Raw genomic sequence first — 20,889 nt, forward strand, 5'->3', positions numbered from 1 at the left:
CTAAAAGGAACCCTCGTGGCCTCTTCAACGCCCAGTTCTTCCGCCAGTTCTGCCAACCAAAGTTTTCAGGCGTTGGTCAGGCTGCTGCGCTACGCCAAGGGGTATCGTCGGCGGATTACCGCTGCCACGATCTGCTCCATCATCAACAAGCTGTTCGATATTGCCCCGGAAATTCTCATCGGTGTCGCCATCGATGTGGTGGTCAACCAGGAGAACAGCTTCGTGGCCCGCCTGGGGTTCGAAACCCCGCACGAGCAGATCGCCATCCTCGCGGTGCTGACCTTCTTTATCTGGGCGGGGGAGTCGCTATTCGAGTACCTGTACCAGGTGCTTTGGCGCAATCTGGCCCAGCGGCTCCAGGCCGACCTGCGCCAGGATGCCTATGAGCACGCCCAGCGGCTCGACATGGCGTTTTTCGAATCGAAGAGCTCAGGCCAACTGGTGGCCACCATGAACGATGACGTCAACCAGCTGGAGCGCTTCCTGGACGGCGGCGCCAACGCGCTGATTCAGGTGGGAGTGACCGTGGTGGCGGTGGGCGCCGTGTTCTTCGTGCTTTCCCCGCTGATTGCGCTGCTGGCCTTCACGCCCATCCCGCTGATCATCTGGGGAGCGTTCTTCTTCCAGCGCAAGGCGGGGCCGCTCTACAGCGAGGTGCGTGAGAAAGTGGGCGACCTTTCCAGCCGGCTCTCCAACAACCTGAGCGGCATTGCCACCATCAAGAGCTTCACCAGTGAAGCCCGTGAGGCCGAACGCCTGCGCAGCGCCAGTGAAGCCTATGTAGATGCCAACCGTCAGGCGATCAGGGTCAGTTCGGCGTTTATTCCGGTCATCCGCATGGCCATTCTGGCGGGCTTTTTGGCCACCTTCACCGTGGGCGGCATGATGGCGCTCAACGGCAGCCTCAACGTAGGCGCCTACGGCGTGCTGGTGTTCCTGACCCAGCGCCTGCTCTGGCCGCTGACCGGGCTGGCCCAGGTCATCGACCTGTTCGAACGCGCCATGGCCAGCACCAAGCGTATCCTGGACTTGCTGGAAGTCCCCATTACGGTGAAAGACGACAGCACCCAGGCATTGGCCGCACCAGTGAAAGGCGAGGTGCGTTTCGAAGCGGTGAGTTTCCAGTACGAAGCCAGCCAGGTAGGCGTGAACGGGGTAGACCTGCACGTTCCGGCGGGCACCACGCTGGCCCTGGTGGGGGCCACGGGGTCGGGTAAATCCACGTTGATCAAGCTGCTGCTGCGCTTCTACGACCCTGCCAGTGGCCGCGTGCTGGTCGATGGCCAGCCCATTACAGAGGTCAGCATGCATTCGCTGCGGCAGGCCATCGGCCTGGTCAGCCAGGACGTGTACCTGTTCGAGGGCAGCATTCGCGACAACATCGCCTACGGTATGCCCGATGCCGACGAAGCCGCCATCATCGAGGCCGCCAAAACCGCAGAAGCCTGGAGCTTTATCGAGACGCTGCCCCAAGGGCTGGACACCCCGGTGGGGGAGCGGGGCGTGCGCCTTTCCGGCGGCCAACGCCAGCGCCTTTCCCTGGCCCGGGCGCTGCTCAAGAACCCGCCCATTCTGGTGCTGGACGAAGCCACCAGCGCCGTGGACAACGAAACCGAAGCGGCGATCCAGCGCTCGCTGAAGCGCATTGCCCACGGGCGTACGGTCATCATGATTGCCCACCGGCTGTCCACCATCGTGCATGCCGATGAAATCGTCGTGATCGAGAAGGGCCAGGTAGCGGAGCGCGGCAGCCATGCCAGCCTGCTACAGGCCGATGGCCACTACGCCGCCCAGTGGCGGGTACAAACCGGGGCCGCCCAGGCGGGCGATGTGGAAGTGCTGGGCCGCTAGGCTTTCACGTGCCACGTACGCAAGCGCCGCCCCATGGGCGGCGCTTGCGTTTAGCGGTTCACCAACAGCGCGTTCAGCGTCACCGGTACATGCTCATCGATCTGCTGATAGCCCAGCAGGGAAAGCACCGTGCGTAGCGTGCTGTTGGCCATCAGGGCATTGCCATCCAGCGCCATCGGTTCGGCATGGGTGACACGCACTTCGTTCAGCCCAACGCGGGTAAAGCGCAGCGGCACCGCTTCCTCCTGGGTCAGCCGGTCGGTCTGGACTCGAAAGGTCAGGGTTTCCACCAGCTCCTCGCCCATGTCCAGGCGGTCCAGGCGTTCGGGGGGCATCTGCGCCACCAGCGTCACCAGCGGCGTATTGGCCAGCAGGCCCACCCACGGCGGCAGGTCACCCAAACGTTGCAGCAGGTCGGTCTGGCTCAGCCGGAGCGGCAGGCGCAGCGTACCATCGGGGGAGATATCGCCCTGCAAATTGCTCACGTGATGATGATGAGTTTGCGGCGCGCTACCGTCCAACTGGGTAATGGACGCCCGCACCTGCGATTGGGCAGGGTCCAACTGCCAGTCGGCCTGAACGGGCAGCGCCAGCAGCAGCGGAAAAAGAGCAATCAAGGCTTTCACAGCGTGTCTCCATAGAAGCAGTCATCAGCAGACCCCGGCCGCGCCGATTAGTGCCCGAAGGCCCGTGGGCAACCGCATTACGTCCGGTATCGCAGCCTGCCCGAAAAAGTGCCGCCCCACCACAAGATAGCGCCCCAAGGGGTAGCCGTGCCCCCACACATTCGCTATGATATGCACGCTTTTCGGGCCTATAGCTCAGTTGGTTAGAGCAGGGGACTCATAATCCCTTGGTCGTAGGTTCAAGTCCTACTGGGCCCACCATTTCTAAAGCAGGGAATGATTCCCTTGGTCCTTGGCTCCCCGCCGTTTATAGTTTTTTTGGCTAATTATCTTGCATAAGCACATGGTCAACGCGGAAGCAGCGCCTATGGCTGTGTATGGTACATTTATCAATCTGTAGATGTTTTTCTTCTAACGATGCTTTGAGCACTCAGAGTTGTATCGCCTGTTATAAAAGGTCTAGCGATATACTCCAACGGCTTGGCAGCGAGAAATAAGCATTCGCCAGATGGCGAATCGAATAGACGGCACTCCATGAACGCAGTTGAAATCGAATCCGCAATCTCTGACTTAGCTCAACAGCCCTTCGATCCGGCTGAGTTCCCCTATGCCTTCCTGGAGGCCTTCGGCAACAAGGCTACCACCATCAAGCGGCTACGCTCGGGGGCATCAAATAAGTCCGATCTTGGCGGCGTGTTGCAGACCAACAATATCCATATCGCTGTGGCGGAGGGAGGGGCCGTTACGCAAACCCTGGAAGCCCTCAAGGCCAGCCCGGCGACCAGCCGGGCCAAGGCGCGTTTCATCCTGGCCACGGATGGCGTGGACTTCGAAGCTGAAGATATGGAGAACGGAGAAACAGTCGCCTGCGCCTACGAAGCCTTCCCTGACCATTTCGGCTTCTTCCTTCCGCTTGCCGGTATAAGCACCGTTAAACAAGTACGGGATAGCTCTTTTGATATTCGCGCAACCAGCCGCTTGAACCGGCTGTATGTGGAGCTGCTGAAGGACAACCCAGCTTGGGGCACTGAGCAGCAGCGCCATGAGATGAACCACTTCATGGCGCGCCTGATCTTCTGTTTTTTTGCTGAGGACACCGATATTTTCGCCGGTAGCGGCCTGTTTACCGATACCGTCACTCGAATGAGCGCCCGAGATTCTGCCAACACCCATGAGGTGATCAGCGAAATCTTCCGTGCAATGAATACAAAACAGGCCGAGCGCACGGCCGCAGGCATTCCCCGCTGGGCTCATGGCTTTCCCTACGTTAATGGCGGCCTGTTCTCCGGTAGTGTTGAAGTGCCATATTTCAGCAAGATTGCGCGCTCCTACTTGCTACACATTGGTGGCCTGGACTGGACCCAGATTAACCCCGACATTTTCGGCTCCATGATCCAGGCAGTTGCCGACGACGAAGAACGCGGCGCCCTGGGCATGCACTACACCAGTGTGCCCAACATCCTGAAAGTGCTAAACCCGTTGTTCCTGGATGACCTGCGTGAAAAGCTTGAAGAAGCAGGCGACAACCCCCGCAAACTCCTGAACCTACGCAATCGTATGGCCAAGATCCGAGTATTCGATCCGGCCTGTGGTTCGGGAAATTTCCTGGTTATCGCCTACAAGCAAATGCGGGCCATCGAAGCGGACATCAATCAACGTCGCGGCGAACCAAACCGGCCAACAGACATTCCGCTGACGAACTTTCGAGGCATCGAACTGCGGGACTTTTCAGCAGAGATAGCCCGGCTCGCATTGATTATTGCCGAATACCAGTGCGACCTGCTATATCGCGGCAAGAAGCTGGCATTGGCCGAGTTCCTTCCGCTGGATTCCCAGAACTGGATTACCTGCGACAACGCCCTGCGGCTGGACTGGCTTAGCATCTGCCCGCCCACGGGAATAGGGGTGAAGCTCCACGCAGATGACCTGTTTGATTCACCGCTTGATCAAGCGCATATCGATTTCGAGAACGAAGGCGGGGAGACCTATATTTGTGGCAATCCCCCCTATCTCGGGAACACTTGGCAAAGCGCTGAACAAAAGTCCGAAATAAGAAAGGTTCTTAAAGGAAGAACCGCCTCTAGCGGTTTCCTTGATTACGTCTCAGGCTGGTTCGTAAAGGCAGCAGACTATATTGAAAAATCCCCAGCTGTTGTTGCATTTGTAACAACAAACTCAATATGTCAAGGACAGTCAGTTCCAATCCTATGGCCAATAATCTATGGTGCCGGAGTCGAAATTCGATTTGCTTACACTTCATTCAAGTGGGCAAATTTGGCGAGCTACAATGCAGGTGTGACAGTGGCTATTGTCGCGCTAGGGAGAGTCTCTTCTGGGCCTAAACTAGTTTATGAGCATGAAGAAAGTGGAGAGGTCGTCGTACGTCAAGGAGTATCGATCACGCCTTATTTGACAATTGGTACTCCAGTTATTGTTGAGAAGCGGAGAAAACCAATTTCAACCATCGCGACCATGGAGTTTGGAAACAAACCCTCAGATGGCGGTCATCTTTTGGTTGGACCGTCAGAGCTCCCCCTCCTTTGTCTTAGCCCTTTGCAACATAAGCGTTTCATTCGAAGAATTTATGGGTCAGAAGATTTCATTAAATCCAAGCTGCGTTATTGTGTTTGGATTGAAGACAATAATTTAGAGGAAGCGTTATCTATCCCCGCTTTACGCGAGCGAGTAGAGGCAGTTCGCGAAGTCCGGCTTGCGAGCAGAGACAAAGGGGCAAATGCACTTGCAAAAAGAGCACATCAGCTTAAATTGATGAGAATTGGTGTTAATCACACGATTGTTGTGCCAAGCGTTTCTTCAGAAAGAAGGCCTTATTTACCAGTTGGCATTATTGATTCAAAAGCAACTCTGACAAATCTTGCATTTGGACTCTACGACGCCCCGCTCTGGAGCATGTCGTTGATCGCATCTCGCCTTCATCTGGTATGGATCGCAACAGTTTGCGGAAAAATGAAAACCGACTTTCGCTATTCCAATACAATGGGCTGGAATACTTTCCCAGTCCCAACCCTGACTGAGAAAAATAAAGCTGACCTGGCCCGCTGCGCCGAAAATATTCTGCTGGCACGAGAGGCGCATTTCCCGGCCACCATTGCAGACCTTTACGACCCTGAAAAAATGCCTGCCGACTTGCGCCATGCCCATGAGCAGAACGATGAAGTGCTGGAGCGCATTTATATTGGCCGACGCTTCAAAAACGATACCGAACGCTTGGAGAAGCTGTTTGACCTGTACACCAAAATGACGGCTGCGCCCAACTCAGCTGCCAATCCGAAACGGGAAGCACCCTGATGGCTCAATACTCGCTGTTTCAAATGTGGGAGCCTCACCGACAGTCTCTGATCAAGGGGCATCTTTTCTACGTGGAACAAGCGAGGAAGCGGCTGTTATCACAGTTTAACGACATCGAAGGTGAAGCAGAGAAGGCCGCTGAGTTCTGGCTTGAAGCAAACAAGCGGCACTTCAATCCTGACTTTCATGATCCCGGCGATTTTTATGAAAGTGCTCGCGATGAAGGAATTGAGTTCTACCAGCTTCTCTGTGAAATGCGCGACCGCACCCGGCTAAGTGTTGTCGCTGGAATGTATCACGAGTGGGACAAGCACCTACGCAAATGGCTCACAGACGAAATCCGTCATTGGCATGGCGGTGAAACTGTTCCAGGTAAGATATGGGCTGCCGATTTTGGAAAGTTGGCAGACCTTATGGACAGCCTTGGCTGGAGGGTTCGTGACCAGGCCTACTTTCTAAAACTTGACGCCTGCCGCTTGGTGGTCAACGTCTATAAGCATGGCAAGGGCAACTCCTTCGACGAACTGAAAGAAAAGTATCCTGAGTATCTTCCTGACCCCTTGAGCAATATTAGCGGGGCTTTCTCAGGCTTGGGGTATCTGGACTACACGCATCTAGTAGTGAGCGAGAACCAGCTTCAGGGCTTCTCTGATGCGATCGTCGCCTTCTGGAAAGACGTACCTAAAGATATTTTTGATCGTGAAGACTTGGAAGTGCCTGGTTGGTTCGCAGGAGCCATGTCGGTTGACCAGCAGGCTGCGAGTCACCAGCAAGGAGGCTTGAACCCATGAGCGAATTGATCCTATACACCACGGACGATGGCCGAACCCAGCTGCACCTTCGGGTGGAGGGTGACAGCATCTGGCTCAGTCAGCTGGAAATAGCCGAGCTGTTCCAGACCACCAAGCAGAATGTCTCCCTGCACGCCAAAAATATATTCGAAGACAATGAGTTAGACCCAGAGGCAACTGTCAAGGAATCCTTGACAGTTCAATCCGAGGGCAACCGCCAGGTCAAACGAAAGATCAGTTACTACAACCTCGACCTTATCTTGGCTATCGGCTACCGCGTTCGCTCACCTCGCGGCGTCCAGTTCCGCCAATGGGCCAGCACGCACCTCAAGGAGTTCCTGCTCAAGGGCTTCGTGATGGATGATGAGCGCCTGAAGAACCCCGGTGGCTGGGATTACTTCGATGAGCTGCTGGAGCGCATTCGGGACATACGGGCTTCAGAGAAGCGCTTCTATCAGAAGGTGCGTGATCTGTTTGCCCTCAGTTCGGATTACCAGGCCCGCGAGCGAGAGACCGCTCAGTTCTTCGCCGAGGTGCAGAACAAACTGCTGTACGCCACCACCGCCCATACCGCTGCCGAGCTGATCCTGAAGCGTTCGAACCCCGATCAGCCCAATATGGCGTTGACCAGTTGGAGCGGTTCACGGGTACGCAAGCAAGATGTCATCGTGGCCAAGAACTACCTGACGGCAGACGAGATCGACACACTCAACCGGCTGGTGGTGATCTTCCTGGAGCAAGCGGAGCTGCGGGTCAAGCAGCAGAAAGAGCTGACACTGGATTTCTGGCGCAACAACGTCGACAAGATGCTGGCATTCAATGATCAACCCATTCTTGCAGGGGCAGGCTCCGTCAGCCGCGAGAAAATGGAACGGATCGCCCGTGAACGTTATGAGGTTTTCGACCAGCAGCGGCGAATTGCGGAGGCCAAGGCCGCCGATGCCGCTGACCTGAAGGAAATCGAACAACTGGAACAAGACCTCAAACACAAGGGCAAGAAGCCGTGACAGGTATCGCACTATGACCAAGATAGTACCTTCAGTTTCCGTCTCGTATGCCAGCAATGGCAGTTCGGCAAAGTCGAATGCGCTGGGCATGCGCCCTATGCAGGAGCGCGCCTATGAGCGCCGGGGCGAGCAATACCTGTTGATCAAGTCACCGCCAGCCTCGGGTAAGAGCCGTGCCCTGATGTTTATTGCCCTGGACAAGCTGCACAACCAGGGACTGAAACAGGCCATCATCGTTGTACCGGAAAAATCCATCGGTTCCAGCTTCAATGACGAGCCACTCAGTGACTATGGCTTTTGGGCGGACTGGCATGTAGAGCCCAAGTGGAATCTGTGCAATGCGCCAGGCTCCGACAATGGTGGCAAGGTCAAATCCCTGGGCGCCTTTCTGGAAAGCGATGACAAGGTATTGGTCTGCACCCATGCCACCTTTCGCTTTGCGATAGATCAGTTTGGCGTTGCAGCCTTCGATGACCGTCTGATCGCCGTGGATGAGTTCCACCACGTTTCGGCCAACCCAGACAATAAACTGGGTGCCCATCTTGGGGACTTCATAGCCCGTGACAAGGTACACATTGTCGCCATGACCGGCTCATACTTCCGAGGTGATGCCGAAGCCGTTCTGGCACCACAGGATGAGTCACGCTTTGATACCGTCACCTACACCTACTACGAGCAGCTCAACGGCTACGAGCACCTGAAGCAGCTGGATATCGGTTATTACTTCTACTCCGGCTCCTACGCCGATGACCTTCTCAAGGTGCTCGACCCTCGCGAGAAGACCATTGTTCACATCCCTAACGTCAACTCCCGTGAAAGCACCAAGGACAAGATTCGTGAGGTAGAGCACATCATCGAGGAGCTGGGGGAATGGCAAGGGGCTGATCCAGTGACAGGCTTTCAGCTGGTTAAAAACAGCGATGGCAGGCTGCTGAGAATCGCTGACCTGGTGGATGATGATCAGGCCAAGCGTGACCGTGTTTCCAGCGCATTGAAAGATCCAGCGCAGAAAAACAACCGTGACCACGTGGACATCATCATTGCTCTGGGTATGGCCAAGGAAGGTTTCGACTGGATCTGGTGTGAGCACGCGCTGACGGTGGGCTATCGCTCCAGCCTGACCGAAATCGTACAGATCATTGGCCGCGCCACGCGGGATGCGCCGGGCAAGACGCGGGCCCGTTTCACTAACCTGATTGCCGAACCGGATGCTGCCGAGCAGGCCGTGACGGAAGCCATCAACGACACGCTGAAAGCCATTGCCGCCAGCCTGCTGATGGAGCAGGTACTGGCCCCACGCTTCGAGTTCAAGCCAAAGAACCCAACCAGCGGCCCGCAGGAAGGCTTCGACTACGGTGAAGGTGGCTATGACCCCAGCAAATGCAACGTGGGCGTGAATGAAGAAACCGGCAAGTTCCAGATTGAGATCAAGGGGCTGGCAGAGCCGAAGAGCGAGGAAGCCACCCGGATCTGCCAGGAAGACCTGAACGAGGTGATTGCCGGTTTCGTTCAGGACAAGGCCACCATCGAGCGCGGGCTGTTCGACGAGGAACTGGTACCTGAAGAACTGACCCAGGTACGCATGGGCAAGATCATCAAAGAACGCTACCCCAACCTGGACGAGCAAGATCAGGAGGCTGTGCGTCAGCACGCCATTGCCGCCCTGAACCTAACCCAGCAGGCCAAGCAATTGCTCGTCGGTGGTGAGGCTGTTGATATCGGAAGCAACGAACCCAAGCCAAACACAGCGCTGATTGCTGGTGTGCGCAAGTTCGCCATGGACGTGCGGGAGCTCGATATTGACCTGATTGATCGCATTAACCCCTTCAGTGAGGCTTACGCAATCCTGGCCAAGACCATGAGTGAAGAGAGCCTCAAGCAAGTGGCTGCGGCTATCTCAGGCAAACGCACCAACCTGACGCCAGAAGAGGCGAAAGACCTTGCCCTGCGGGCGGTGAAGTTCAAGAAAGAACGAGGCCGGTTGCCGTCAGTCAGCTCTCAGGATGCCTGGGAACAGCGTATGGCCGAAGGTGCTGCCGCATTCGTTCGCTTTAAAGATGAGGGTCGTTATGATTGATCTGGACGAATTGCGCTCCGAGTTGGATGAGTTCGCCCAGCCGGAGAAAAAGAAGGGGCTGTCTGCCAAGGAAGAGCGCATCATTGCCGGCTTTGAAGAGATTCAGCGCTTTGTAGATGAGCACGGCCGAGCCCCTCAGCATGGCGAAGACAATGACATCTTTGAACGGCTTTACGCCGTGCGACTGGACCGCATTCGAGCGCTTGAGGAATGCCGCGACCTGGTAACACCCCTTGATCATCAGGGCCTGCTCGATGGCAACTATGCCAATGAAGCTGAATCCATAGATGCTATGGACGATGACGCACTGCTTGCTGAGCTGGCCGGTGCTGCAGGGGCACCTGAGCTCACCCAGCTAAAACACGTTCGCTCCACTGCCGAGAAGCGCGCGGCTGAAGAAATTGCCAACCGGGAGAAGTGCGAGGACTTTGCGACCTTCGAGCCATTGTTTGAGAAGGTAGATCGCGAGCTGAAAGCCGGAGTGCGTATCACACGCCCCTTCGGCAAGAACTCGACTATCGAGGTGGGCCAGTGGTTCATCCTGGACGGGCAAACTGCCTACGTGGCTGATGAGGGTGAGGAATTCGATTCCCCCCAAGGAAAGAAAGATGCTCGGCTGCGCGTGATTTTCTCCAACGGCACGGAAAGCAACCTACTGCGCCTATCCCTGGTCAGGGCGCTTTACAAGGATGAATCCAGCCGCCGCATCACGGAACCTGATGCTGGGCCATTGTTCAGTGAAACCTGGGAAGACGACGACATAGAAAGCGGAACCATCTATGTACTGCGTAGCCTGTCAGAGCACCCGTTCGTTGCTCAACACCGCGAGCTGATTCACAAGATTGGCGTGACAGGTGGCAAGGTAGAGACGCGCATCGCCAACGCAGAACACGACTCCACCTACCTTTTGGCGAAGGTAGATGTGGTAGCGACCTACAAGCTTGCCGGAATCAACCGTACCCGGCTTGAGAACCTGTTCCACAGACTGTTCGCACCCGCGCGGCTGAGTATCACTATTAATGACCGCTTCGGTCATCCAGTGCAGCCTGAGGAGTGGTTTCTTGTTCCGCTCCATTTGATCGACGAGGCGGTTCAGCGTATTCGAGATGGATCGATTACTGATGTTATCTATGATCCGAAGACCGCTCGACTGTTGCGCTACGCTGGGACGCACTATACGGAGAAACCATAATGGATAGTCTGCAGCTAAAGCAATCATCGGCTCGCTCAATCGCTTTCTCGGAAGGGGCGCAGTGGGTTCGAGCTGACTTTCATCTGCACACCCGCGCGGATCGTGAATTCAAATACACGGGCGATGACAACTTCTACAACAGCAATTACGTGGACGCGTTGGAGAACGCGGGTATCCGTCTGGGCGTTATCACCAATCACAACAAGTTTGACTTCGATGAATTTAAGGCGCTACGCAAAACAGCTCAGAAAAAAGGCATCGCGCTGCTGCCAGGTGTCGAATTGTCGGTGAATGATGGGGCTAACGGTATTCATACCCTAGTAATCTTTTCCGACGCCTGGTTGGCCGATGGTCATGACCATATCAACCCATTCCTGGGCGTTGCATTCGAAGGAAAAGTCCCTGCCCAGTACGAGCATGAAAATGGGCGGTCCTCTCTGTCGCTGCTGGAAACCATCAAGAAACTGGAAAGCTACCACCGTGATTTTTTCCTTGTCTTTGCCCATGTTGAAGCACCGAGCGGGCTTTGGGCCGAGCTCGATGGCGGGCGTCTTGCCGAACTGGGTCTGAACGAATTCTTCCGCCGCCGCACGCTGGGCTTCCAAAAGGTACGCACGTACAACAAGCTGCAAGAGAACAACAAACCCTGCCGGACTAAAACGCAGCAGCATCTGGGTGACTGGTATCCCGCTGAACTTGAAGGTTGCGACGCCAAATGCATAGAGGACATCGGCCAGGGTAAGACCTGTTATCTCAAATTGGGCGAGCTTTCCTTTGAAGCAGTGAAGTTTGCCTTGAGTGATCCCGCCCCACGGGTTGCCACTGAGCCGCCCAAGCATCAGGCGTCGCACATACGCAGTATTCATTTCGACGGTGGTATCCTCGACGGGCAGACACTATATTTCTCCCCCGAGTTGAACACGTTGATTGGCATCCGGGGCAGCGGCAAGTCATCCATTCTGGAGGCGGTGCGCTACGCTCTCGACATTCAACGGGGCGAGAAGGCGCAGGACACTAAGTATAAGGATGAGCTGATCCGCCACACCTTGGGCAGCGGCGGCAAGGTTACGCTGACAGCCTGCGACGTGTATGGACAGGAATTCACCATCTCTCGCATCTTCCGCGAAGCACCGAACGTCTACTTGGATGGCAAGTTGCAGCCTGGCGTGTCGATCCGGGAGACCGTGCTGCGTCGCCCGATCTACTTTGGGCAGAAAGACCTTTCTAGCACTGGCGAAGGTTTCGAAACCGATCTGGTAGAAAAACTTGTGGGCGAAAAGCTACGTGTGCTGCGGGACGAAATCGAAACCCAACGCCAGCATGTGCGCGATGCAGCACGCCGCTGGCTCAAGCTCAGCAACACCGCCGAACTCAAGCGCGATTACGAGGCCCAGCTCACCGATGCCAACTTCCGACTGAAAAAGTTCGAAGAGTATGGCGTCGCAGACAAGCTCCAGAAGCGCCTTGGATTCCAGCAGGATGCCGCTGCGCTGACGCGCATCAAGGAGCGAGCAAACAGCTTCGTGCTCGCCCTCGGGGAATTGATTGCCGAGCATGAGGACGATCTGCGTAACGCTACGAGCTACGTCTCCAAGCAGAACCCCGACTTCTTCGCAGCTTATTACGCCGAATTTGCCAACCTGGTTGCCAAAGTCGATCAGCTCAAGCACATCGAGCAGGAGGCCAGTGCCATTAACGTACGACTCCAAGCCAAACAAGGCGAGTTCGACGGCGCGCGCCAGAGCCTTCAGGAAGAGTTCGCCCAGGTCGAGCGCCAACTAGCCCAAGAACTCAAACAGACCGGCATGACGGCAATCCAGCCGGATGACTTCCTGACCCAACAGCAGCGCAAAACCAAGGCGGAGCAAATGCTGGAGGCTCTGGCCAAGCAGGAAAGCCAGCAAGGCAGCATCCGTGATGCGCTGTTTGCCGAGATCGACAAGCTCAACGAGCTTTGGCTGCGCGAATTCAACATCATCAAGGTCGAGCTTGATCGTGTGAACGCTGGCCATACCGCCTTGCAGATCGAAGCCGACTTCAAGGGTGACAAGGAAGCCGCCATCAGCTTTATGCAGCAGCTCTTCAAAGGCAGCAACATCCGTGAAACCACCCTGCGCTCTGTGATGGAGGATTACGCCGACTTCGGCGGCCTGCTGCGAGCCTTGCCGGCTGCGCTGGCCAAGGCCGGCAGCACGCCTGAAGTCTTCGAGAAGACCTTCATGCAGAACCTGGTGGAGTTCGTCACCTGGCAAGTGCCCAACCGCTTCGTCATCCGCTATCGCGGCAAGGAATTGAAGCACCACTCGCTAGGGCAGCGCGCTTCGGCCTTGCTGCTTTACGTACTCAGCCAGCGGCAGAACGACGTGATAATCATCGACCAGCCGGAAGACGATCTGGACAATCAGACCATCTACGACGATGTGATCAAGCTGCTGCGTGAAATGAAGCCGGCCGCCCAATTCATCTTCGCCACCCACAATGCCAATTTCCCGGTGTTAGGGGATGCGGAGCAAGTGCACGCCTGCCGCTATCAGGACGAAAAAGTCGCCGTACAAAGCGGCAGCATCGACGCCCGCCCGGTGCAGGACGCCATCATCAACATCATGGAAGGAGGCCAGGAAGCCTTCAACCGTCGCAAAGAGGTCTACAACCTATGGAAACCACAGAGCTGATCGACCTGCTTAGCCGAGGCGAGGACAGTCGACAGCAGTTCAAGACGGACATGAACAATGCCGATGCCTTGGCAGCAGAGATCGTTGCCTTCAGCAACACGGCTGGTGGTCGCATCTTCATTGGAGTGAACGACGACGGTTCGGTGCGCGGGCTATCCGGCGCCGACGTTGCTCGTCTCAACATGCTCATCGCCAACGTGGCCTCACAGGTCGTGCGTCCCGCCGTGAACCCCCTCACGGAAAACGTTCCGCACCCGGCAGGCACGGTGCTGGTGCTCTCCATTGCTGAAGGTGTCAACAAGCCCTACATGGACAAGAACGGCGCGATTTGGGTGAAGAACGGCTCGGACAAGCGCCGCGCCACCTCGCGTGAGGAATTGCAGCGCCTGTTCCAGCAGGCGGGCTTGGTGCATGCCGACGAAACGCCCGTGGCAGGCTTGAGCGTGGGCGATGTGGACATGCCCTATTTCGAAACCTTTTTCGAGCAGCAATTCGGTGAGCCGCTCGCCCAGCATAACCAACCGCTGCCGCAGTTGTTGACCAACATGAACCTGATGAATCAGGGGCAGCTCAACGTGGCGGGCGGCCTGCTGTTCGCCACGTCGCCGCAGTACGCGTTACCCGCCTTCATCGTCAAGGCCGTCGCTTTTGTCGGCACCCAAATTGAGGACGAACGCTATATCGACAGCCGCGACATCGCCGGCAAGCTGGCCGACGTGTTCCAGCAGACGCTGGGCTTTATTGTCGCCAACACCCGCGCCGCACAGGGGGATCAGGGCTTCAATTCCCAGGGCCAATCGGAGATTCCGCGTATCGTCTGGGAAGAGCTGGTCGCCAACGCGCTCATTCACCGCGACTACTTCGTTAGCGCTCCGGTCCGTGTGTTGGTCTTTGCCGATCGTGTCGAGATTATCAGCCCCGGCCATCTGCCCAACAACCTGACCATCGAAAACATTAAGGCCGGCAACTCCAATATGCGCAACCCCATCCTGGCGTCCTTTGCTGCCAAGCTCCTGCCGTATCGCGGTCTGGGAAGCGGTCTGCTGCGCGTGTTACGGGCATGGCCGGAGATTGAGCTAATTGACGACCGGGTCGGGAACCTTTTCAAGGTCATCGTAGCGCGTCCTCAAATAGATAAGGATTAATCAGTACAGTAGCAGTACACTCATCCGTTCTGGCCGTCTTCGCATAATTACGCTAAGTTACTGTCAGGCAAATACTTTTGGTTTATCTGGCTTACGGTGGGCTACCCTTGATTTTGCTGGGCTTGCAGCGTTGCGTGCAAACTCATAATCCATAAGTCTCTGGTTCAAATCCTATTGGCCCCACCACCTTCTTTACTCTTGCCTTTTCTTTTTTTCATTATTTACCGCGCTTGAATAATTTCAGCATGCTCACAATGGGCAAGATTAAAAGAGCCCTAACACGCGCCGCACCCCCGTCATACTCACCCAGCCGTCGCCAGTTCCTTCAACCGCTTGGTGTACCAATTCTCTTGGCTGCTGGTCACGAGCAGGCGGCGGCGGGCTCGGGTCATGCCGACATAGAGTAGGCGGGCTTCCTGGGCTTGTTGTGTTTCATCGTTGCTGAGGGCGCCCAGCCCGCTGAGCAGCACCGTGTCGAATTCTAGGCCTTTGCTGCTTTGGCGGCTCAACAGCACCACTTCGTTGGCGTCCGGGTTGTAAGCGCGTTTGTCGGCAGCGTTCTGTAAGCAGCGGCTGGGAATGCCCGCTTTTTGAAAGGCTTTGTGGAAATGAAGCCCTTGGGCGTTGTTGGTGTACACCACGGCCATGCTGTTTAACGTGCTGCCTTGCTGTTGCCACGCCTTGATGCAGTGCACGAGATAGCGGCTCTCTTGTTGGTCGCTGTCGAAGTCGCGAAACGCGGGAGGTGGGCCGCTGACCCCGGCCACTTCCGGTGCGATCAGCGGCACATGGTCTTCGTCGGTGTCGTGCGCTTCGAGGAAGTCCCGCGCGAAGTCGTAAGCAAAGGTGAGAATTTCCCGGGTGTTGCGGTAATTGAGTTTGAGAATAGTGGTACGACCGCGCGCCTGAACGCCAGCCGCCGACAGCGGGAATGACAGCGAGCCTTTGCGGTAGATGGACTGCGCATCGTCGTAGAGCAGCAGTAGCGAATTGGTGTCTGGGTCGATCATCTGAACCACCAGCTTGAGCCACTCCCGCTCGAAATCATGGCCTTCGTCGATCATCACGGCGGCGTACTGCGCGCGGGGGATCTGCTCTCGATCCACGGCGTCCATGACGCTCTCTACCTGGCGCTCGTAAGCAGGGCGGTTACCTGGCAGCAGGCTCACGTGGTAGGTCTTGAGCTGTAGGCCACACCATTCATGGAAGTGGTGAACCTGCACCTTATCGGCAATTCCTTTCTCGGCAATGAAGCAGCGGAGCCTGGCGGCCAGGGTGATGTTGAAGCACAGCACCAGAATCGGCTTGGTCGTTGCCTGGGCCAGGTGCAGGCAGCGGTAGCCAAGAATCAGGGTCTTGCCGGAGCCCGCCACGCCGTGGATCACGCGGTGGCCGTCACCCATGCTGCGCGCCAACTGTTCCTGGTGTAAATCCATGACGCGAACGATATCGGGCACGACCTCGGTCGAGGGCGTCTCGCTGCTTTCCTCGTCAGCGAACAGGTCCCCGGTGGGGGCGTCGATACGCACTTCCGGGAAGAGCTGCCAGCGAATCCTGTCGAGCTGAGGAAGGCTCAGTTTTTCGCCAAACTGATAGTTGAACATGTTCCAGAGGCGTTCCTGAAATGCCTCCGGGTCGGTGGAGGGTGCCATCTCGTCCTTGCAGATGACCAGGTGGCTCGGCAGTACCAGCTCCTGGTCGGCTTCGGCAATCGCGTTATTCCACTGCAGTCGGGTGATGTTGGGAAAGACCACCCCAAAGCCATAAGGAAAGCAGAGTTTTCCCCGGTAACGCTCGTCGCGTTGCGTGAGCTGCGGGTCTCGCTGTAGCTGGTTGATGGCGGAAAAGGCGCATTGGCGGGCCTGAGCCAGCGGGTTACTGACGGTCTTGCGCCCTTGAGGCGTATCGATCTCGACGCTGTCGGGGGTGATCGAGCGGAGCGTTTCGATCTTCCAGTCTTTCACTTCGAGAAATAGCAGCCCTCGGGCAGGGTGTAGAACGATGAAATCCGGGTAGCGGCGCTTTTGCCCCAGCGGTATGTCGTACCAGACGATGTAGTCATCTTCCAGCAGGCTATCGAGGCGTTGCGCGACACGGCGCTCGCCAGTGGTCATGCGGGGAATGGTGGTGAGCGTGGGAAGGAATTTGGCCATGGTGTGAGGGCTCCGGTATCGGGCCATCTACCCAATCATGAAGTTTTATTTGGTAATTCATTCTATCCGGCGTATCGGGTGGCTTCAATTAGAAAACCCGGAAGTGACGACGCGGCGGGCAACCCGCGGTCACCTATATCGAAAAGGCGCCATCGATAGCGGGTAGATGAAGAGCCGCATGGTCGGTATCAGGCGCTCCGACCGCACGGAAAATCCGCTGCTGCTGGGAGTGGCTGGCCAGAACTCGGGGGCAAGAGGAAGGAGACGGACTTCGCAGGGCTCCGAGCGGGAGGGCCGCGTCGTTTTGTGATGGCCAGAACGCCTAGCGCACCTTAGCGTGCCGAGCTATCTGTCTAGCTCAAGAGGGCGAATCCCACTTCCACCACCCCAAATACCGCTACCCCAGCCGCCACTGGCCAGCCCAGGGAGCGCAGGCGCCGCCATACCAGCAGCGTCACGCTCAGCCCGATGGCCGTGGCGAGCCACGAGGTCGGGCTGGGGTTGACGGGTACGATGGAAACCCCCAACACGCCTGCAATCATCAGCGGGCCGAGGATCACCAGCCACTGCGGCATGGCATTGAGGCCGGTGTCGCTACCCAGGCGGCGCTGCATCCACAGAAAGGGCACCACCCGCATCAATAGCGTGCCCAGCGCGCATATCACCACGGCAACCCACAGCGATGCGCTCATGGCGTCTGCTCCCGGCTACGAAAGGTCAGGGTGTAGAAACACAAGGCGCCGCAGGCCGCCGCCAGCGGAATGGCCACATTGCTCCAGCCTGCCAGGGTCAAGCCCAGTGCGGCCAGCACGGTACAAGTGGTGGCGGCCGCCCAACGTTTGCTGGTAAAGCGTGGTGCCACCATGGTGAGGAAGAGCGCAGGCAGGGCAAAGGGCATGATTTCTCCCAGCAATGGCCAGCGGGCGGTGACGGCTTCGCCACCGCTGGCTCCAGCGATGGTACCTATGATCCACACCCCCCAGGCCAGCAGCGACGCGCCCACGAACCAGGCAAAGCGCTTGGCCTCGGGGAGCTGCGGCAGGCGGGTGAGCGCCAGGGCAAATACCTGGTCGGTCAGGCCGTGCATCAGCCAGGGCCAGTGGCGGCTACGGGGTAGCAAAGGCGCCAGGTTCGGCCCATACACCACATGGCGCACGTTGATCAGCAGGGTCAGCGCCACCACCAGCCACAGCGGCGCACCAGCCGCGATCATGCCCACGAACAGAAACTGCGAGGCGCCAGCGTAGATCAGGGCCGAAATGATCGCGGCTTCCCAGGTCGTGAAGCCCGCCTGGGTTGCGACCAGGCCAAACGACAGCGAAACGGGCACATAGCCACCCAGCAAAGGGATGGCTTCGCGAACGCCCTGAAAGCCTGCGCGCAGGGCGGAATGCTGGCTCGTATCGGCTGGCTCGATCGACTGGTTCACGATGGCGTACTCCCTTGGCCGTCAGTAGGAAACGTTAGCCTGGCAACTATTATGACCTTCTGTCAGGGGCGTGTCATGCGTAGAGAAGATTTCCAGTGGCATCTTTCATGCATGGTCTGTAGCGAGTCTGCTACGAGGAAGCGCGATGTATTCATTAGCCATGCTCAATCCCGTTAAATCGATACTGCGCAGTGTGGCACTGCTGTTGCTGGGCAACGGCCTGCTCAACACGCTGCTTACCCTGCGGGGCACGGCGGAAGGTTTCTCCAGCGCGGTGCTGGGAATCATCATGTCCGGCTATTTTGTCGGGTTTATCTGCGGCACCTGGGTAAGCGGGCGCTTGATTCGGCGTATGGGGCACATTCGTACCTTTGGCTTCTGCGCTTCCATTTGTTCATCGGTGGCGCTGCTGCATCTGGTGTTTATCGACCCGTGGGTATGGCTGCCGTTGCGGGTGATCTACGGGCTTGCGTTCATTACCTTAATTACGGTGATCGAAAGCTGGTTGAATAGCCAAGCCGCCAGCCATGAGCGGGGGCGTATTTTTGCGGTATACATGGTGGTTAATCTGGGTGCCTTGGCACTCGCCCAACAGCTGCTTCGCCTCTCTTCGCCGGAAGGGTTTCTACTCTTTGTGGTGATCGCTATTTTGATCAACTGGGCGCTGTTACCCATTACCTTGACCCGTCGCGTTCAGCCCAAAATCTCCGAACGGCCCAAAAGCAGCCTGCGTGCACTGCTGAGCTTTGCGCCGCTGGCGGTGGCTTCTGCCGCGTTATCCGGGCTGGCCATGGGGGCGTTCTGGTCGATGACGCCGATATACGCCACGCAACTGGGGTTTGATATTGGCGGTGTTGGCTGGGTCATGAGTGTGGCGATCATGGGCGGCGCGCTTTTACAGATCCCCATCGGCCGCTTTTCCGACAAGCATGATCGCCCCAAGGTGATGATCTGGGTGGTGCTGCTGGCGGCCTTGACCGCCGCCGCCATGCCCTTTGCACCCAGTCACGAGGTGCTGCTGGGGCTCTATTTTATCTGGGGTGGTTTGGCGTTTTCCCTCTATCCGCTGGCGGTAGCGCAGTTGATTGACCAGCTTCACCCGGATGAAATTGTCTCGGGCTCGGCGGATATGCTGGTCATGCACGGCGCGGGGTGTGCCGTGGCGCCGGTGGCGGCGGGGTCTCTGATGACCCTGGTCGGCAGCCACGGCCTGCCAATCTATATTGCCTGTGTCTTTACCCTGTTGGGTATCTATGCCCTCTATCGCCGCCGCCGTGTCAGGGCATGGGGCACGCATACGGCGCACTTCGAGCCGATGGTGCAAAGTAGTGCAGAAGTATTGGAAATGATCTTCGATGATACCCAGCGCGACCTCTTTGATGACCCGAGTTTTTTTGACTGCTCCCCTCCCTAAAGGAAGGGGATTCCCAATTCACCGAGAACAGGACACGGAGACTGACCCCATGCCGCTTACATTCTCTCCAAGGGCTAACACCGCCAGCCCGGCGGCTTTAATGTTGGTCGCGGCGTTGTGGTCGCGGTCATGGTGTGCGCCGCATTCGGGGCAGTCCCATTTCCTGACCGACAACGGCAGCGACGACAAGGTATGCCCGCAATCCGAGCAGCGTTTGGTGCTGGGGAACCACTGGTCAATGGCGACCAGTGAGCGCCCGGCCCATTCCGCCTTGTACGCCAACTGGCGCACGAACTCGCCCCAGCCTGCATCGGCAATGGCTTTGCTCAGGGAAGGGTTACGGATCATGTTTTTCACTTTCAGGGATTCGACGCAGATCACTTGGTTCTCGTTAATCAATCTGCGGGACAGCTTGTGCAAGTTGTCCTGTCGGCAATCGGAGATTTTGGCGTGAAGTTTCGCCACTTTCTGCCTGGCCTTGGCACGGTTTTTCGAGCCGAGCTTTTTCTTGCTCAGTCGGCGCTGCGCCTTGGCCAGTCTGGCGGCGTACTTCGCCGTATGGCGGGGATTGCCGACCCGTTCACCCTTGTCAGTGATAAACAGGTCTTTCAGACCCAGATCAATGCCGGTCATGTTCGGTGTGACAGGCAGTTTGCTGGACTCGAACTCGCACAGGCAGCTCACAAAGTAACGACCTGCCGAGTCCTTGGAAACGGTCACGGTGCTGGGATTGCCGGGCAGCTCACGGCTCCATCGAATATCCAGCGGGGTTTTGCTCTTGGCCAGATACAGCTTGCCGTCCCGGTATTTAAAGGCCGAGCGGGTGAACTCCGCCGACTGGCGGTGCCGCTTACTCTTGAATGCCGGGTACTTGGCACGGCCTTCAAAGAAATTCTTGAAAGCCGTTTGCTGGTGGCGAAGGCATTGTTGCAAGGGTACGCACGACACCTCAGACAGAAACGCCAGCTCAGGATATTTCTTGAGTTCGGTCAGCCGGGCGTTAGCGCCGACATAGCCGATTTTTTCCTGGCGCTGATAAAAGGCATCGGTACGCCAGCGCAGTATGGCGTTATAGACAAAACGCACACAGCCGAAGGTCTGAGCCAGCAGCTCAGTTTGTTCGGGCGTCGGGTAAAACCGATATTTATAGGCGCGTTTCGTCATACGTCACATTTTAGTATCATTTCTGTGAAGATGGCAACCAACTTAAAACGGAGGAGCGG

The 20,889-nt window shown here is 57.1% G+C and carries 14 protein-coding genes and 1 tRNA gene; 10 read left to right on the forward strand and 5 right to left on the reverse strand.

Annotated features, from left to right (window positions below; translation table 11 throughout):
- The first annotated feature begins 15 nt into the window (after positions 1-15).
- Positions 16-1,851, forward strand: coding sequence for an ABC transporter ATP-binding protein (locus tag IE091_RS01325; RefSeq protein ID WP_096921346.1), 1,836 nt, complete (start codon positions 16-18; stop codon positions 1,849-1,851).
- Positions 1,852-1,901: 50 nt separating this feature from the next.
- Here the strand turns inward: IE091_RS01325 and IE091_RS01330 are convergent, their stop codons facing one another.
- Positions 1,902-2,477, reverse strand: coding sequence for a hypothetical protein (locus IE091_RS01330; RefSeq protein ID WP_039175667.1), 576 nt, complete (start codon positions 2,475-2,477; stop codon positions 1,902-1,904).
- A 184-nt stretch (positions 2,478-2,661) separates the two neighbouring features.
- On the opposite strand from IE091_RS01330, the gene IE091_RS01335 reads away from it, so the two are divergent.
- The 8 genes from IE091_RS01335 to IE091_RS01370 all read left to right on the forward strand — a co-directional run bounded on the left by IE091_RS01335 (position 2,662) and on the right by IE091_RS01370 (position 14,670).
- A tRNA-Ile gene (locus IE091_RS01335) sits at positions 2,662-2,738 on the forward strand.
- Between the two features lie 273 nt (positions 2,739-3,011).
- A complete protein-coding gene (locus IE091_RS01340; protein ID WP_189462609.1) occupies positions 3,012-5,786 on the forward strand; it encodes a class I SAM-dependent DNA methyltransferase in 2,775 nt (924 codons plus the stop codon).
- On the forward strand, positions 5,786-6,577 hold the full coding sequence (locus IE091_RS01345) for a hypothetical protein (RefSeq protein ID WP_189462610.1): 792 nt from the start codon (positions 5,786-5,788) through the stop codon (positions 6,575-6,577). The genes IE091_RS01340 and IE091_RS01345 overlap by 1 nt, the downstream gene beginning before the upstream one ends.
- Positions 6,574-7,584, forward strand: a complete 1,011-nt coding sequence (locus IE091_RS01350; protein WP_189462611.1) for a virulence RhuM family protein — start codon at positions 6,574-6,576, stop codon at positions 7,582-7,584. Before IE091_RS01345 ends, IE091_RS01350 begins: the two co-directional genes overlap by 4 nt.
- A 13-nt stretch (positions 7,585-7,597) precedes the next feature.
- The gene (locus IE091_RS01355; protein WP_189462612.1) at positions 7,598-9,661 is read left to right on the forward strand and encodes a DEAD/DEAH box helicase; all 2,064 of its coding nucleotides are present in this window, start codon (positions 7,598-7,600) and stop codon (positions 9,659-9,661) included.
- Positions 9,654-10,853 (forward strand): GIY-YIG nuclease family protein, encoded by a 1,200-nt coding sequence (locus IE091_RS01360; RefSeq protein WP_189462613.1) that lies wholly within the window; start codon positions 9,654-9,656, stop codon positions 10,851-10,853. Before IE091_RS01355 ends, IE091_RS01360 begins: the two co-directional genes overlap by 8 nt.
- A complete protein-coding gene (locus IE091_RS01365; protein WP_189462614.1) occupies positions 10,853-13,525 on the forward strand; it encodes a TrlF family AAA-like ATPase in 2,673 nt (890 codons plus the stop codon). The genes IE091_RS01360 and IE091_RS01365 overlap by 1 nt, the downstream gene beginning before the upstream one ends.
- Entirely contained in the window at positions 13,507-14,670 is a 1,164-nt protein-coding gene (locus tag IE091_RS01370; protein ID WP_189462615.1) for an RNA-binding domain-containing protein, read from the forward strand. The genes IE091_RS01365 and IE091_RS01370 overlap by 19 nt, the downstream gene beginning before the upstream one ends.
- Positions 14,671-14,972: 302 nt before the next feature.
- Here IE091_RS01370 and IE091_RS01375 read toward each other — a convergent pair whose 3' ends face one another.
- The 3 genes from IE091_RS01375 to IE091_RS01385 all read right to left on the reverse strand — a co-directional run bounded on the left by IE091_RS01375 (position 14,973) and on the right by IE091_RS01385 (position 18,252).
- Entirely contained in the window at positions 14,973-16,823 is a 1,851-nt protein-coding gene (locus IE091_RS01375) for a 3'-5' exonuclease (protein ID WP_189462616.1), read from the reverse strand.
- A 353-nt stretch (positions 16,824-17,176) separates the two neighbouring features.
- Complete coding sequence (locus IE091_RS01380) at positions 17,177-17,515, reverse strand: AzlD domain-containing protein (protein ID WP_189462617.1); 339 nt, start codon at positions 17,513-17,515, stop codon at positions 17,177-17,179.
- A complete protein-coding gene (locus tag IE091_RS01385) occupies positions 17,512-18,252 on the reverse strand; it encodes an AzlC family ABC transporter permease (protein WP_229800658.1) in 741 nt (246 codons plus the stop codon). The genes IE091_RS01380 and IE091_RS01385 overlap by 4 nt, the downstream gene beginning before the upstream one ends.
- 145 nt (positions 18,253-18,397) lie before the next feature.
- Here IE091_RS01385 and IE091_RS01390 point away from each other — a divergent pair, with 145 nt between their 5' ends.
- Entirely contained in the window at positions 18,398-19,666 is a 1,269-nt protein-coding gene (locus IE091_RS01390) for an MFS transporter (protein ID WP_189462618.1), read from the forward strand.
- A gap of 18 nt (positions 19,667-19,684) precedes the next feature.
- Here the strand turns inward: IE091_RS01390 and IE091_RS01395 are convergent, their stop codons facing one another.
- On the reverse strand, positions 19,685-20,830 hold the full coding sequence (locus tag IE091_RS01395) for an RNA-guided endonuclease InsQ/TnpB family protein (protein WP_189462619.1): 1,146 nt from the start codon (positions 20,828-20,830) through the stop codon (positions 19,685-19,687).
- Positions 20,831-20,889 lie beyond the last annotated feature (59 nt).

The sequence above is a fragment of the Vreelandella hamiltonii genome (genome assembly GCF_014651775.1).
GTDB lineage: Bacteria > Pseudomonadota > Gammaproteobacteria > Pseudomonadales > Halomonadaceae > Vreelandella > Vreelandella hamiltonii.